Annotated in this window: 14 protein-coding genes and 1 pseudogene; 11 read left to right on the top strand and 4 right to left on the bottom strand. The window is 51.0% G+C overall.

From position 1 onward, the window contains the following. Positions 1 to 60: 60 nt before the first annotated feature. Positions 61 to 1,482, top strand: a pseudogene (ubiD, locus tag N7E60_RS00330) (4-hydroxy-3-polyprenylbenzoate decarboxylase); the annotation flags it as partial. Positions 1,483 to 1,643: 161 nt separating this feature from the next. After that, positions 1,644 to 2,360, top strand: coding sequence for an NAD(P)H-flavin reductase (gene fre / locus N7E60_RS00335; protein WP_069590225.1), 717 nt, complete (start codon positions 1,644 to 1,646; stop codon positions 2,358 to 2,360). An 87-nt stretch (positions 2,361 to 2,447) separates the two neighbouring features. On the opposite strand, the gene N7E60_RS00340 is transcribed toward fre, so the two are convergent. Both N7E60_RS00340 and N7E60_RS00345 read right to left on the bottom strand, forming a co-directional pair. After that, a complete protein-coding gene (locus tag N7E60_RS00340; RefSeq protein WP_269597825.1) occupies positions 2,448 to 3,347 on the bottom strand; it encodes a carboxylate/amino acid/amine transporter in 900 nt (299 codons plus the stop codon). Positions 3,348 to 3,488: 141 nt separating this feature from the next. Continuing rightward, positions 3,489 to 3,914, bottom strand: coding sequence for a universal stress protein (locus N7E60_RS00345; protein WP_077479558.1), 426 nt, complete (start codon positions 3,912 to 3,914; stop codon positions 3,489 to 3,491). A 220-nt stretch (positions 3,915 to 4,134) separates the two neighbouring features. Between N7E60_RS00345 and ftnA the strand changes: the two genes are divergently transcribed. The 8 genes from ftnA to N7E60_RS00385 all read left to right on the top strand — a co-directional run bounded on the left by ftnA (position 4,135) and on the right by N7E60_RS00385 (position 12,254). Beyond that, on the top strand, positions 4,135 to 4,665 hold the full coding sequence (ftnA, locus tag N7E60_RS00350; RefSeq protein ID WP_069590230.1) for a non-heme ferritin: 531 nt from the start codon (positions 4,135 to 4,137) through the stop codon (positions 4,663 to 4,665). 50 nt (positions 4,666 to 4,715) lie between these two features. Then, complete coding sequence (locus tag N7E60_RS00355) at positions 4,716 to 5,063, top strand: hypothetical protein (RefSeq protein ID WP_069590232.1); 348 nt, start codon at positions 4,716 to 4,718, stop codon at positions 5,061 to 5,063. 96 nt (positions 5,064 to 5,159) lie between these two features. Then, positions 5,160 to 6,281 (top strand): mechanosensitive ion channel family protein, encoded by a 1,122-nt coding sequence (locus tag N7E60_RS00360; RefSeq protein ID WP_269597828.1) that lies wholly within the window; start codon positions 5,160 to 5,162, stop codon positions 6,279 to 6,281. A gap of 124 nt (positions 6,282 to 6,405) precedes the next feature. Continuing rightward, on the top strand, positions 6,406 to 7,542 hold the full coding sequence (locus N7E60_RS00365; protein WP_269598523.1) for a BaiN/RdsA family NAD(P)/FAD-dependent oxidoreductase: 1,137 nt from the start codon (positions 6,406 to 6,408) through the stop codon (positions 7,540 to 7,542). Between the two features lie 581 nt (positions 7,543 to 8,123). Beyond that, a complete protein-coding gene (locus N7E60_RS00370; RefSeq protein ID WP_269597830.1) occupies positions 8,124 to 8,948 on the top strand; it encodes a carbohydrate-binding protein in 825 nt (274 codons plus the stop codon). After that, positions 8,945 to 9,634 carry a hypothetical protein gene (locus tag N7E60_RS00375; RefSeq protein WP_269597831.1) on the top strand — a complete coding sequence of 230 codons (690 nt, stop codon included), beginning with the start codon at positions 8,945 to 8,947 and terminating at the stop codon, positions 9,632 to 9,634. The genes N7E60_RS00370 and N7E60_RS00375 overlap by 4 nt, the downstream gene beginning before the upstream one ends. 250 nt (positions 9,635 to 9,884) lie before the next feature. Continuing rightward, positions 9,885 to 10,037: a KTSC domain-containing protein gene (locus tag N7E60_RS00380; RefSeq protein ID WP_269597832.1), complete on the top strand. Its 153-nt coding sequence runs from the start codon at positions 9,885 to 9,887 to the stop codon at positions 10,035 to 10,037. Between the two features lie 336 nt (positions 10,038 to 10,373). Next, positions 10,374 to 12,254 carry a methyl-accepting chemotaxis protein gene (locus N7E60_RS00385; protein ID WP_269597833.1) on the top strand — a complete coding sequence of 627 codons (1,881 nt, stop codon included), beginning with the start codon at positions 10,374 to 10,376 and terminating at the stop codon, positions 12,252 to 12,254. A gap of 57 nt (positions 12,255 to 12,311) precedes the next feature. Here the strand turns inward: N7E60_RS00385 and N7E60_RS00390 are convergent, their stop codons facing one another. Both N7E60_RS00390 and N7E60_RS00395 read right to left on the bottom strand, forming a co-directional pair. Next, on the bottom strand, positions 12,312 to 12,968 hold the full coding sequence (locus N7E60_RS00390) for a tRNA-uridine aminocarboxypropyltransferase (protein ID WP_269597834.1): 657 nt from the start codon (positions 12,966 to 12,968) through the stop codon (positions 12,312 to 12,314). An 87-nt stretch (positions 12,969 to 13,055) separates the two neighbouring features. Continuing rightward, entirely contained in the window at positions 13,056 to 14,561 is a 1,506-nt protein-coding gene (locus N7E60_RS00395; RefSeq protein ID WP_269597835.1) for a hypothetical protein, read from the bottom strand. Positions 14,562 to 14,660: 99 nt separating this feature from the next. On the opposite strand from N7E60_RS00395, the gene N7E60_RS00400 reads away from it, so the two are divergent. After that, positions 14,661 to 15,131, top strand: coding sequence for an EVE domain-containing protein (locus tag N7E60_RS00400; RefSeq protein ID WP_269597837.1), 471 nt, complete (start codon positions 14,661 to 14,663; stop codon positions 15,129 to 15,131). Positions 15,132 to 15,153 lie beyond the last annotated feature (22 nt).

Consider the following 15,153-nt stretch of genomic DNA (forward strand, 5'->3'; position numbering starts at 1 on the left):
CGATCCGGATACCGGTTTGCTTGGTATCATTAAGGCGTTTATTAACCCGTTGAGCCTGATATGAAATTTTCCGATCTGCGCGATTTTATCGATTATCTTGAAGCCCAAGGCGAGCTCAAACGCATCGCCCAACCGGTGGACCCTGATCAGGAGATCACCGAGATATGCGACCGTACCCTGCGAGCGGGCGGTCCGGCGTTATTGTTCGAAAACCCGATTGGCTATGAGATGCCCGTGCTTGCCAACCTCTTTGGAACCCCAAAACGCGTTGCGATGGGCATGGGGCGTGAGGATGTGCTTGAGCTGCGAGAGGTGGGTAAACTGCTTGCCTACTTGAAAGAACCTGAGCCGCCCAAAGGCTTTCGAGATGCGCTCGATAAACTGCCCGTGTTTCGTCAAGTGCTCAACATGCCAGCGAAAACCGTGCGGCGTCCGCGTTGCCAAGAGGTGGTGCTGAGCGGCGATGAGGTCGATCTGGATAAAATTCCTGTGATGCGCTGCTGGCCCGGTGATGTGGCACCCTTGCTGACTTGGGGGCTGACCATTACCCGTGGACCCAACAAAAAGCGACAAAACCTTGGCATTTATCGTCAGCAAAAAATCGGCAAAAACAAAGTGATCATGCGTTGGTTGGCTCATCGCGGCGGCGCGTTAGATTTGCATGATTGGATGCAAACCCATCCTAATGAGCCGTTTCCGGTGACCGTGGCTTATGGCGCTGACCCTGCCACCATTCTCGGGGCAGTGACACCGGTGCCTGATACCTTATCGGAATACGCGTTTGCTGGCTTATTGCGCGGCAGTAAAACCGAAGTGGCTAAGTGTATCAGCAACGATTTGGATGTGCCGGCCAGTGCGGAAATCGTGATGGAAGGTTATATCGATCCCAATGAATACGCGGATGAAGGGCCGTATGGCGATCATACCGGTTATTACAATGAGGTTGAGCGTCACCATGTGTTCACTGTGACGCATCTGACGATGCGCAAAAAACCGATTTACCATAGCACCTACACGGGGCGTCCACCGGATGAACCTGCCGTTTTAGGCGTGGCACTTAACGAAGTGTTTGTGCCGATTTTGCAAAAGCAGTTCCCAGAGATTGTCGATTTCTACCTACCGCCTGAAGGCTGCTCATATCGCATGGCGGTGGTCACCATGAAAAAACAATACCCCGGTCATGCCAAGCGGGTGATGATGGGCGTGTGGTCGTTTTTGCGTCAGTTTATGTACACCAAGTTTGTGATAGTGTGTGACGATGACGTCAACGCACGTGATTGGAATGACGTCATTTGGGCGATTACCACGCGTATGGATCCCGCGCGCGATACCGTGATGGTGGAAAATACCCCTATCGACTCGCTCGACTTTGCTTCACCTGTGGTGGGGCTGGGCTCGAAAATGGGCCTCGATGCCACCAACAAATGGCAAGGGGAAACCGATCGCGAGTGGGGCACGCCCATTGCTAAAGACCCAGACGTGGTTGCGCGCATCGACGCGATTTGGGATGAATTAGGGATCTTAGACTAATCCTATTGGAATGCGCTAGCATTCACCGTTAACGATAAAAACACAGCCCAAGGCGGTAGTGATGCCGCCTCTTATAACCTCATCGGCTGTAGCAAAACGAACAGAGGAACAGAATGTCGATACTATGTGAAGTGACAGCCGTTGAGCCGTTGGCGTGTCACACCTACCGCATTGTCCTGAAGCCGCAGCAAGCGGTGCGTTATCAGCCAGGGCAATACGTGATGGCGGTGATGGGCGAGAAAGATAAGCGCCCGTTTTCGCTGGCAAGTAGCCCTTGTCGTCAAAATGGCGGTGAACTCGAGCTGCACGTTGGTGCGGCGGACGAGAATCCGTTTGCGTTAGAAGTGGTTGAGAAAGCCAAAGCCGTACTAGAAAGCGGTGAAGCGGGCTTTGAAATTACTGAGCCTGCCGGTGATGCTTGGCTGCGAGAGAGCGATCGTCCCTTGCTACTGATTGCTGGCGGGACCGGTTTTTCTTACGTGCGCAGCATGGTCGATCACTGTATTAGCCAGAAGATACAGTCGCCGATCTTTATTTATTGGGGCGCCCGTACCCCTTGTCAGCTTTATGCCCATGACGAGATGCAAGCATTGGCGGAACAGCATCCGCACATTACCTTTATGCCTGTCGTGGAGCAAGCTGAAGGCGAGTGGCGCGGTAAAGTAGGCAATGTGTTAGAAGCGGTGATGGAAGATTTTGTCAGCCTTGGCGCTTATGACATTTATATCGCGGGCCGTTTTGAAATGGCAGGTGTGGCACGCGACATGTTCTGTAAAGAGCGCGGTGTGAGTCGTGATCATCTCTACTCAGACGCGTTTGCCTTTATCTGATTGAGCCTTCTTTATCGGCTAAGTAAACAGGCAGGGATTTCCCTGCCTGTTTTGTACTTGGGTGACTGAGGTCTTGGGACGGCCTACCTACCGCTGGGCGGCACTCCGCTGGGCGGCACCCCGCTGTGCCTCGACGCGGCGCTTTACCCACGTTTGGTTAAACCACAGCGCGGCTAAAATCAGTATCCCACCGCTGAGTAGCGGCAGAAGATCCGCATCGCGGTTCCAAATCAGCACGTTCACCACAATTCCGGCTGGGATAAGCGCATTGTTCATCACCGCGAGTGCCCCCGAGTTGACCTGCGTAGCGCCTTTGTTCCAAAAGAAATAGCCCAGCCCTGACGCGATAGTGCCTAGATAAATTAATACACCCCACTGGGTTGGCGTAGCAGGCAGTTTGTCGCTGTTGCCCAACAGTGCAAAAGCCAGCACGCCCACCACTAAGGCGCCAAGATAAAACCAACCAAACACCGCATGTTGGGGAAGGGGCGTTTGCTCCTTCTCAATCAGGTATTTGTAACCGACTTGGCCAATCGCAAAGCAAAGGTTCGCCCCTTGCACCACCAAAAAGCCGACCAGAAAGTCTGGATTGACGGTGGCATAGCGGATCACCACGGCGCCGAGCACCGCCATCGCCGCGGTGACCAGATACCACGCGCTAAACTGACGCTTCAAAGCATCGTAAATCAAGGTGACGTAGAGCGGGGTAAAGACGGTAAACAGCAGCACTTCTGGCACCGACAAGAAAAGGAAAGACTGATAGAAGAAGCAGTACATGATGCCGAGCTGACATGCCCCGACCAGCATCAGTTGAGCGGCAAAGGCCGGTCTTACTTGGCGAGGACGCAAGAAGGGTAAAAAAACCAACCCAGCGAGTACAATCCGCATCAGGACTGCGAAATAACTGTCCACTTGGCCGGCGAGATACACCCCAATCAAACTAAATGAAAAGGCCCACAGCAGTGTGACCCCGCTAAGATACCCCATGACTCGGTTCCTTCGATATCGTAAATAAAAAGGCAGTGTACCGTTTCATCACGGGGACGCAATTGGTTCGCTGAACACAGTGCAATAAGGTCAAAAAGAAGGCGGATTGACCGCCTTCATCGCCCTGTGTGACGCCAGAAATTAGTCGCGGATCGGCACCATCAACAGATCGACCGGTGTTTTGTTGAGCAGTTGCTTGGTCGATGAGAGCAGCGAGCTCCAAAAGTCTTGGTGATGGCCAACGACAACCAAATCAATTCCCATGTTTTGAATCGATTCTGTAATCTCTTCAGCAAGGTCGCCGCTGCTAACCAGGGTATGCGTCACAGGCACCTGTGCGTTGCCCGCCAGTTGATTCAGTTTGTGCTGAGCTTCTTCAATGACGCGGTTACGCGATTCGACCAAGTTAATATCGATAAGTCCGGTATAAAGCTCGGCGTAATTCACATCGATGTGGACCAGCGATAATTTCGCGCCGACAGCTTGGGCAAGAGAATCGGCTTTGGCAACCAAACGTTCGCTGTCTTCCGACAAATCAACAGCAACCAAAATATGCTTATATGACATAGAGTTATCCTTTTTATGTGAGGTTGTCATCGCAGTCTAGCGAGCTTGCGTATTAAAAACAGTCACTGCGATCGCATTCCGATTAAGAATTCGACAATGATGTTTGTCATAAATTCGGCAGATGACTCGGCACCACACACGTTTGTCGGCGATATCCGCTTGAAAAGGGACGTGCTGCTGGTCAGAATGACAGCTAACCCCAAATAAAGAGGACGTTTATATGTTAGCACCCGCCATGGTTGACAGGCTCAATGAGCAGATCAATTTGGAGTTTTTCTCATCAAATCTATACTTACAAATGAGTGCTTGGTGTGAAGACAAAGGATTTGAAGGCGCTGCGCGATTCCTCCATAAGCACGCGCAGGAAGAAATGCAGCATATGCAGCGTCTTTTCACCTACGTGAGCGAGACTGGTGCGATGCCTATTTTGGGCTCAATCGACGCACCGCGCCACGAGTTCGCATCATTGGGCGAAGTGTTCCGTGAAACCTATCAACACGAGCGTTTAATCACGGAAAAGATCAATAGCCTAGCGCACGTTGCGTTTACGACTCAGGATTACTCGACCTTTAATTTCCTGCAGTGGTACGTGGCTGAGCAGCACGAGGAAGAAAAGCTGTTTAAAGGCATACTCGATAAGATCGAGTTGGTGGGCGAAGATGGCAAGGCCTTGTTCTTTATTGATAAAGACTTGTCTGCCATGGCTCAAGAGGACTCATCGTCAGTGATGGACGGCACCGCAGGGCTGTAAGTTTATCTTTCTCCCTCGGCCGCCTCACTGGGTTGCGGAGGGAGATGTATATGAACGGTGATATCCTAATTGTGGCAGTGTTTACCGTCACATTGGTTAATTTTGCGCGCTACTTGTCTTCACTACGCGCACTGGTTGTGATGTTACGCGACGCCAATCCATTGCTTTATCAGCAAATTTGTCGTGGAGATAACAACTTTTTCTCACTCTCACCCCAAGGCGATATTTCTCGTCAAAAGCGCCTGTACCAGTACATTCGTAGCCAAGAGTACTTGCACCATCATGACGAGCTGTTTGTGGGTAAGTGCAACAAAGTTCGTCACCTGTTTATGCTCAATGTGGCATTGTCCGGTGCCTTGCTCGCGACCTTTTTTCTTGTCGCTTTTGCGGGCTGGTAAGCGAACGCTCTCATATCCAACAAAATGCTGACTCAGGTCAGCATTTTTTTTGTTAGGCTGACAACATTCTGAGAAAAACCGTCTGTTGAGGAAAGCATGCAAAGCCTAATTGACTGGTGGCAGACCCTACATCAAGCCGCCGCGTGGGAATGGATTTCCGATGTGGTCACTTTAACTGGTTTTAGTGCTATCGCGTGGGCGATTTGGCATGTACTGGTGGGGCGACTTAAAGCGCTGGCGGAAAAGACCATTACCCGCTGGGACGATATTATTTGGCCGGCTATCGATACACCGCTAAGTACGCTGATTTGGCTATGGCCTGCCTCGCACTCCATTGAAATTATCATTGACAATACCGCTGGCGATGTCTCGCTCAGTTGGCTCACCTTGGTGCAAGACTTGGTGGTGGTGTGGGTGGTCATTTGGATTTTGCTGCGCTTGGTCAACAGTGGTGAAGAAGTCATGATTGAAACTGGCAATCGTGATCACACCACCATCAACACCATGGGTAATGTGCTGCGTGCGCTGTTTGTGTGCGTGGGGATTATTTCCCTGCTGCAAAGCCTCGGGGTCAGTGTTTCCGGCCTACTGACCGTTGGTGGGGTCGGGGGGTTAATTGTTGGTTTTGCCGCCAAGGACTTGTTGTCGAACTTTTTTGGTGGGGTAATGATTTACTTTGATCGCCCATTTAAAGTGGGCGACTGGGTACGCTCCCCCGATCGCAACATTGAGGGCACAGTGGAGAAAATTGGTATTCGTATGACGGTGGTGCGCACCTTTGATTTGCGCCCTTTATACGTGCCCAATTCGGTATTCAGTAACGTGGTGGTCGAGAACCCCTCGCGGATGCTCAACCGCCGCATCTATGAAACCATCGGGCTACGTTACCAAGACGCCGATAAAATCAGCGCGGTGATTGATGATGTGTATGCCATGCTTGAAGCCCACCCAGACATTGAAACGCGACAAACCTTGATTGTGAACTTCAACAGCTTTGGCCCACACTCGCTCGATTTCTTTATTTACACCTTCACCAAAACGGTGAACTGGCAACGTTATCACCGCGTGAAGCAGGACGTACTACTGCAAGTGATTGGTATTATTCATCAGCACGGTGCGGATATTGCCTTCCCAACCCGTACGTTGCATATGGACCCTCGTATGATTGAGCAACACGCAGGTGCCATGATGGCACCGCCTGAGGTGCAGGCGCGTTAAAACACGCTTGCCGCTCACGTGCGGGCTGCTACAATGCCGCTCCCACAGGGTGAGCAGAGAATAAACAGGTAAGCGTGTGACTGAGTATGATGTAATTGTGATTGGCGCCGGTGCGGCAGGATTGATGTGTGCGGCACAAGCTGGCCAACGTGGCCGCCGTGTTTTGGTGGTGGACCATGCCAAAAAACCGGGCCGCAAGATCCTGATCTCGGGCGGCGGGCGCTGCAATTTCACCAACTATGACGTCACCGCCAATAACTTCTTGTGTGAGAATCCGCACTTCGTCAAATCCGCATTGGCGCAATACACCCAATGGGACTTTATTGGATTGGTGGCCACCCATGGTGTGGCCTATCACGAGCGTGACCACGGCCAGCTATTTTGTGATGACAGCGCTAAAGATATCGTTAACCTGCTCTTGGCCGAATGCGACCAAGCCACCATCAGTCAACGCTATCGCTGTGAAGTGCATGATATCGAGCAAGAAGAAGCCGGCTTTCGCCTTAAACTCAATGGCGAACCGGTACGCTGCCAGTCGTTAGTGGTCGCCACGGGCGGCCTTTCGATGCCCAAGCTTGGCGCCACCCCTTTTGGTTACCAGCTTGCTGAGCAATTTGGTCTAAAAGTGCTGCCCACTCGCGCCGCCTTGGTGCCGTATACCTTGCACCAAGAGGACAAAACGCGCTTTGCCGATATTTCCGGGGTGTCGGTGCCATGTTCGATCACCACCGAGTCTGGCGTTTGCTTTAGCGAGAACCTGCTCTTTACCCACCGCGGCTTATCGGGACCGGCGGTGTTGCAAACCTCCTCGTTTTGGCAACCGGGCGAAGCGGTCACTATCGATTTACTCCCCAGTGAGTCGCTAAAAGACGTGCTGGTAGCCATGCGTGATAAGCACCCCAACCAAACCTTAAAAACCTCACTGTCTCGCCTATTCCCCAAACGCTTGGTCGAGGTCTTGATTGCGCGCGATAGCTTGCCGGATAAACCGCTCAAGCAGCTCGATGACAAGCAGCTCGATCAACTTCATCACTACGTTCACCAGTGGTCCATTGCCCCAAATGGCACTGAAGGTTACCGCACCGCAGAAGTGACGCTTGGTGGGGTGGATACCCACGCAATTTCCTCTAAAACTCTTGAAGCGCGAGATATTCCCGGCCTGTATTTTATCGGTGAAGTGCTTGATGTCACCGGCTGGCTCGGCGGCTATAACTTCCAATGGGCTTGGAGCTCCGGCTGGGTAGCCGGGCAGCATGTGTAAATGTGCTGTGACAATAAAGTTTTCCTGAAAAAGTCGTGTGTTCTATTTTTCGAGAAAAGCTTAAAAAATACATTCAGTACTTCTATGAGCGACACTGCATATATCGCAGCCATTAGCTATGTGTCGATGATATTTTTTGAAAAACAGCGAAATAAACGCAAGACGTGTCTGTTTAAAAATTAGATTAATACAAAAAGGTGCGAGTTAGATAATGCTTGTTATGTAATTAATAATAATGTCGATGGAAAAATCGCAAACATATTCCAAGTTTACTGTATGTGCAGTGAAATTTGCATGCAACCCTTTAGTATCTCGATGAAATCCATAACACATCCCCGTTTATGTTGATAGAAAATATGTTTTTATGTAGTTAAATTTTATTCATATGGCGCGACCCGTCTAAATCATCACTACACACTAAACTTGAAGAGAGGCTTTCTTTATTTTAAAGATTGAATCTAGCGTAATGCTAAATAACTTCAGGTGTTTTGTTTTTACATTTAATGAACAAGAAAGGTTTTCACATAAAATCTCTACTCACCCTATAAAGTATGCGCTGACATAGTATTTAAGGATGAAGCATGAATAAAAACGTTATTTTAATAGCGGTTAGTTTAAGTATCCCACTGGTAGCACATGCGATGGAGCCATGGAATAAAGATACTGTTTACAATTCGGGTGACCTAGTCACGCACCATGGAGAGTCATTTGTATCTTCTCATTGGACACAAGGAACTGAGCCAGTAGTAAATGATATCTCTTGGGATGGTTGGATTCACATCAATGCAGATACGATTGACAACTATAAGCATGAAAGACCCTATTCAGGTGGTTCAGTCGTGAACTTTGAAGGAGATATTTACCTAGCTAAATGGTGGGTTCAAGGAGAGTATCCTTCTAATTCTAGTGCTTGGCGTTTACTCGATTATTTAGACTCAGAACCAAATCCAAATCCAAATCCAGGCCCAGACCCAGATTTAGACCCTAAATCCCCTGAGGCAATTGTGGGAGTGGATAAAGATAACAATGGAGTTCGTGATAGTTACGAAGTGGCTGTAACAGAGGCGTATCAAAACCCCCAAATTGTTCAGCTGGCCATTAACCTCGGTCTTGAGTATACCGATATCAATGAAATTGCGTTTGATAAATCCATCCAGCTGTCAGTTGAGGATGCGACTAAAAAGTACAACGAAATTTTGGTGTTGGAAGAGTGTGCTGAGGAGTTGCTGAAAACAGGTGTTATTGAAATGACGCCACTAGAGCTGCATACCGATACCTTGTACAGAGCGTTAACCTACCGAAATGGAAAAGAGCGTATTTTCGAGCAGATGGAGCACGATCTTGATGCGATTTTGACGATTGATCAACCGTGTGTAGGGACAATGGCAGAGGAGGCGGTTAAATGAAAAAGCTCGCGACTATTCTTGGTTTGATGTCACTATTTTATGCTAGTACGAGTGCGGCTCAGTGTGAAGTTAACGTTGATAAACTTCAACTTGTCTACATCAACGGAATGTTTACTTCTTCAGAAGCGGCTAAGCAAAACGTGAATGCTTTAAATCGATTCCAAGACAAATATCTTTATACTTTTGAAAAGGCATCGGGCGTCGAATATTCCTATAACTACTCGGAGACACTTTTGTTGCAAATAGCTGAGGTCGCTTTTCATAAAATGACCGATGAGCAATATGAAGCCGGCTACGGGAGATTCTTGAATCGACTTGTTAGTGGTAAGGATGTTTCGGTTTTGGAAGATGCTGCCGAGATGCTAGCTTGGTTCTACAGTACCGTCATTGAAAAAGTTGATTCATTAATGCAAGAGTATGACTACACTGCGGCTGAAAGGGTCGTGGAGAGCCAAGTTGGAAAGTGTGCTAGAACAGTATTAGTTACTCATTCACAAGGTAACTTCTATGGGAATGCGGTTTGTACGAGTGTGTCCTACTCCTATGTTTATCCCAATCAAGCTGCACTGTCGGATTACCCTATGCTCGGTTATATGGTATCGCTAATCCAACTTATAGTGTTGGGGGCTATTATGGGCAGCAGGTGCCAGAAATTGCCAAAACGTTCACTAATGCGAATGACTTGATTATGTTGGCAGTACGTTTAGCATACGGCGCAGTTCCTTCGAGGGTGTTCAATATTCGGTATATGCGAATCTACTATCTGATCCTACTGGGCATGGCCTAGAAGCAGCGTATCTTAATAACCGCAGTGCGCCCGTTATCGCTCAACGAATTATCGATACTGTTAATGGCTTGACGCCATATCCTATGTTTGAGCAACATCGAGTATCGTCTTCGGCCATTTCTAATATTGGCTACTCAGAGATCTCGCACATGTTGGATGTGCGTTTTAAATATGGTGGTGGCTACCGATACTATGATGTCCCTGAGTATATTGGGAACGCTTTTATTAATGCATCGAGTCATGGCACTTATTTTAATGACTTCATTAAAGACCAGTATGATTATGAAAAAATAGAAGGTTAAGAGTAGGTTTCACTACGGAAACTTACAGAGGTGTTTACTTGCTTTTGTGTTGTTTGCAACAAACCGCATATCATAAGCTATGGTTGGTTTATGTGATCTTTGTTCTAAATATTCTCTAGTTGACTGTTTTTTGTCTAAAAAATGGCAATCTTTGTTGCGCGCTGTTACATTAGCGCGCGCTTGCCATGTCGGATAAAAATTATCCGGCGCTGTGAACCCGCGACGCGCAGGATGGGCTCGCGGTACCCTAGGGACGGGGTGACGGCTGTTCACTATTGCTACCTCGGTTATCGGGGAGTTTGGAATTAACCTGTCGTTGCTTTGAGAGCCGTTCCCATGCAGTTATCACTAAAACAAAAATTAATTGGGGCATGCTTATCTGCTGTATTGCTGATGGCCGCCTTTCTCACCTGGCTTGCTGTAAGCCAAATTCAAGCCCAAACCCAGTCGAGCATCTATAGCCGCGTCAGTGGTATCGCCGATGCGGCGACTGAATCGATCAGCGGTTGGGTGCAAATCCGTGCTGATATCACCAGTGCCTTTACCGATTACACCAGCAGTAGCCATCGTGTGAGCTATTTACAGCAAGCGCGTGAGGCCGGTGGGTTTGACGATATCTATTATGGTACGCCTCAAGGCGCCATGTATCGCTCGCGCCCAGAACGCAACCGCGATGATTATGACCCTCGCGTCCGTCCGTGGTACAAGCAAGCCGTGAGTGCAGGTAGCCCGATTATTACCACCGCCTACAGTGATGCGATTACCGGTGCGATGCTGGTGACCTTGGCCGAGCCAGTACGTCGCAATGGCGAATTGATCGGTGTGGTGGGCGCAGATGTGTTGATTGACCAGCTGATCCGTGACGTGACCCAACTAAAAGTGGGCAAAAATGCGAACGCGATGCTGTTAGGCGCCGATGGCACCTTCCTCGCCCACAAAGACAAAGCGCGCTTGCTAAAGCCGTATCGTAGCCTGTCTCCTGAGCTGAATGAAAACCGCGTGCGTCAGGCGTTGGCACAGCAATCGCTGGTGGAACTGCCTGTCGATGGGGTTGATAAACTGTTTTATTTTGCCTCGGTTCCTAACACTGATTGGGTACTGGCGATTGAGCTGGATAAGCGCACCGAATACGCCAGCCAGCGTGATACCTTGTTCAATCTGGTGTTAACCGCGGCGGTGATCACTTTGTTGGTGGCCGGTGCCGTGACGTGGTTGATGCACGTGTTGTTCCGTGACTTGCTCAATGTATCCGCTGCGCTAGAAGAAATAGCCTCCGGTGAAGGGGACTTAACCCAGCGCCTTGAGCCACACAGCAATGATGAAATTGGTAAGCTCGCCAATAACTTCAACCGCTTTGTCGGCAACATGCACGCCATGGTGTCGCATTTGCGCCAGCTGTCTGGCTCGCTCAAGCAACAAGCCGAGCTAACCGCGGCGCAAGCGGAAGAGCGCTCTACCCGGATTGGTCATCAGCAAGATGAAATCAATATGGTGGCGACTGCTATCCATGAAATGGCCTCGGCGACCCAAGATATTGCCGGCAATGCCGATAACACCGCCCGCACCGCCCAGGAGACCGAAAGCGTCGCCAACGATGGCGGCCAGCAAGTGGAGCAAAGTAAGCACTCGATCACCGAGCTTGCCCGTGAAGTGGAAGCGGCGACCGGTGTGATTGGTGAGCTCGACCAGCATGCGCACAGCATTACTAGCATCTTGTCGACCATCCAAGAAGTGGCCGAGCAAACTAATCTGCTGGCGTTGAATGCCGCGATTGAAGCAGCACGCGCCGGTGAACATGGCCGTGGCTTTGCGGTAGTGGCCGATGAGGTACGGATTCTGAGCCAGCGCACCCATGCCTCAACCACCGAGATTCAGCAGATGATTGATACCTTGCAACAGGCAACCGGTCGCGCGGTGACCATGATGCAAGACAGCCAGCAGCGTGCTCATGCCAGTGTAGAAGATGCTAGCGCGGCGAACGAAAGCTTGAGCCAGATTGTCGCGGCGGTGAGCCAAATTAGCGATATGGCTACCCAAATTGCCTCGGCAGCGGAAGAGCAATCGAGCGTCACCGCGGAGATCACCCGTAACTCAGAGGGCATTCGCGATGTGTCCAATGAGCTATCGACCGAAGCGGATGAAGCCGCGCGTCAAGCCGCGACGTTATCCGAGCTTTCTCATAGCCTCGAGCAAGAGATCAGCCGCTTTAAGCTGTAGCCCATAAACGACGTAAACGCCGAGCATGGCAGCGCGCTGTGCTCGGCGTTTTTTTGTTCACGTGTTTGGCGTCAGCACCTTGGGGGCAGGGAGCGGTGTAGTGTGATGGTGGCGATCGGCCTCGTAGCTCTCCATAAAGTGGACAAGAAAATGGTCCAGCTGCGTGGCGGCGTTCACGTCGCCTTGGCTTCGTAGTAATGCACTCACCGCTTCACTGGTACACAGGTGTCCCGGTGGCTGGTTGCGCCTAAGCGTATATTGCGAGGCGGCAGTCGACGGCAAACTGACCCGCGGCAGACGATGGAGCCACGGGCTTTTATTGAGCATTTTTCGCGCCTGCTGCCAGGTTGCATCCAGCACCACAAACTGTAACGGCGCGCGAGAAACTGACCTATCCGCGCAAGAGATAGACCGAACCGCGTCAGCAAATAGTCTATCGGCGGGGACGGCATCATCACTGGGAAACAACAACCAAGGTGATACATCACCGCGCGCCCAGCTGTCGAGCAAGGCTTGCGGTGGTTGTTTGCGTTGCCAAATCTCTATCTGAGTGTGGGGTAGCGCCGCTTTAACCAGTTTGCCGGTGTTGGATTGGCGCGCCGCTTCGTTTTCGTGCATCACCAGCACGCATTGCAATTGGCTTTCTAGCGGCCAATAGCAGTGACAGATACAGTGATAGGTAAAACCGCACTGGCGGCAGGGCGAACGGGCCATCAGACTCTCCTCAAGGTGTCAGGTTGCTATTGTGCGCAAGTCCGACAAGGAATGCGAGCCCGCGTGGCACGGGCGCGCGCGTCTGCGTCATTCTTCTCCCAATACCACGCCTTGCTGGGTGGCATAGATGCCATCGGCAAATAATGCGGTGTCTGAGCCATCCGGTTTGGGCGCGCGAGGCGCGGTGCTCGGGTTGAGTGGATAACGCTGCCCATCAAATCGCATCACATGGTGGCCGGCAGGCGCACCGCCACCACCGACCGGCACGACCAAATCATGCCAACCCTGGCTTTGGCTGCGAGCTAATAAAAGGGGCACATGCACCAGTGTCATGCGGCTATTAAACTGCCAGCCTTGCGCCTCGCCCTTAAACACCAATAAGGTGCAGCCGCCACTGCCACAGCTGTCGGTTAAGACCAATAGCTCAGGTTGCCCGTCTTGATTAAGGTCGTGGGTAAGCCAGCGATAAGTGAGTGGGCCGGCTTGACCGTTATCGCGAAGGTAGTCTCTGAGTGCTTGTTCAACGCGTGGGTTTTTCTCGGCGCTGCCTTTAACGCCGGTTTGGTTCGATACGTTCACGGCATCCCCGACTTTGAGCCTTAGCGTTAACCCGTCATGACCCAGTGAATAGGTGTTGCCATTAAAGGTTTCCTCGGAGGCGGTGAGGGTAAACCCGTTGCGTGTATATATGCGCTCAGACACTACCATTTGCTCACCACTGCGGGTAGTGAGCACTTGGACTTGATTGTCCCCGACCGGCTGCCAAACCCCGGTTTCTTTAGTCACCGTTTCCCCTTGCGGGTGGTAGGTGGTGATGGCGCTATGATCAGGCAGCAAGGTAAGCTGTGTGGTTAAAACCGGCTGACCGGGACTTTGACTTTGCCCTTGATATTCGCCCGCCCAATGCTGCGAGTGATCATACGAGGGCATCAGAGCACAGCCTTGGTAGGTGCGTTGGGACGTTTTCAGGGTCGCGCGCCAACCGTACAAGGTGGTATCACTTTGCTGGCAGCCAGTTGCGGTTAGCGTTAATGCGGCATTGCGCGCACGGAAATGGGCGGTGCTGTCATCCATCTGCTTTCCTGTCAGCGGTATCTCTTGGCTATCTCCGTCGCTTTCCCACGCCATATTATGTTCGCCAACGGCGGCGGACCACATGCGTGGTGATTGTCCGTCCGCCAAGACGGCGTGGCGGGGTTGCGCGCAGCTATTGAGTTCGGTAGTGACTAGATTGATACGCGTCATGGTGACTGACGCAGGGTAGTCCGCGCTAAAACCGCGGCTTTCCACTGGGGTAAAGAAGCCTTCAAATTCACCATACACAGGCCCACCCAGTTGATCGAGTGCCGTGCGTTGCTCATGGCTTAAGTTCAGCCAGTATTGCTTTTGACTGCCACAGGGTGTGAAGCTGGCCGTTTCAGGGCTGACAGAGACCATACCACTGAGCATAAACGGGGTCGGTGTATGGCTGAGCCCTGAGTCTAGCGTGTCACTGCGATGCCCCAGTTCAATAGGGCCTTTCGATGAGGTACAGCCGACTAACGTGAGTAGGCTAGCGGTGGCGATCACCAGTAAGCGATGGGGACGTTGCACACGACACTCCTTGTGAATAATGGGCTCGTGCCAGACTTGCACCGACACACACTGACGGGCAAGATTGCCGACAACTGTATCGAGTGAGAGTGAGCCAACATGGGTTATTGGTTATTTAAAACAGAGCCAGATACGTTTTCGATAGACACCTTAAAGCAGCAAAAGGTTTCATGCTGGGAAGGGGTGCGCAATTATCAAGCGCGTAATATGTTGCGTGATGAGGTTAAGGTAGGCGATCAGGTGTTGATTTACCATTCCTCTTGTAAGCATGTTGGAGTGGCTGGTGTGGCGACCGTGACTCGCGAGTGTTATCCCGACCATACCCAATTTGAGCCAGACAGTGGCTACTTTGACCCTAAAGCTACCCCAGAAGCCCCGCGTTGGTTTATGGTGGATGTGGCGTATCAGCGTCATTTACCGTTGATTACGCTGGCGCAGATGAAGCAAAACCCTGCGCTGGCTGAGATGCCGTTGGTGAAAAAAGGTAACCGGCTGAGTGTGATGCCGGTTACCGCAGCGCAATGGCAGGCCATTCTGACGATGGCGGGGGAGTCGTGCATCGTCAGATGACATCCTTGGCTCACAGTGTGAG

The organism is Salinivibrio proteolyticus, from assembly GCF_027286365.1.
Taxonomy (GTDB): domain Bacteria; phylum Pseudomonadota; class Gammaproteobacteria; order Enterobacterales; family Vibrionaceae; genus Salinivibrio; species Salinivibrio proteolyticus.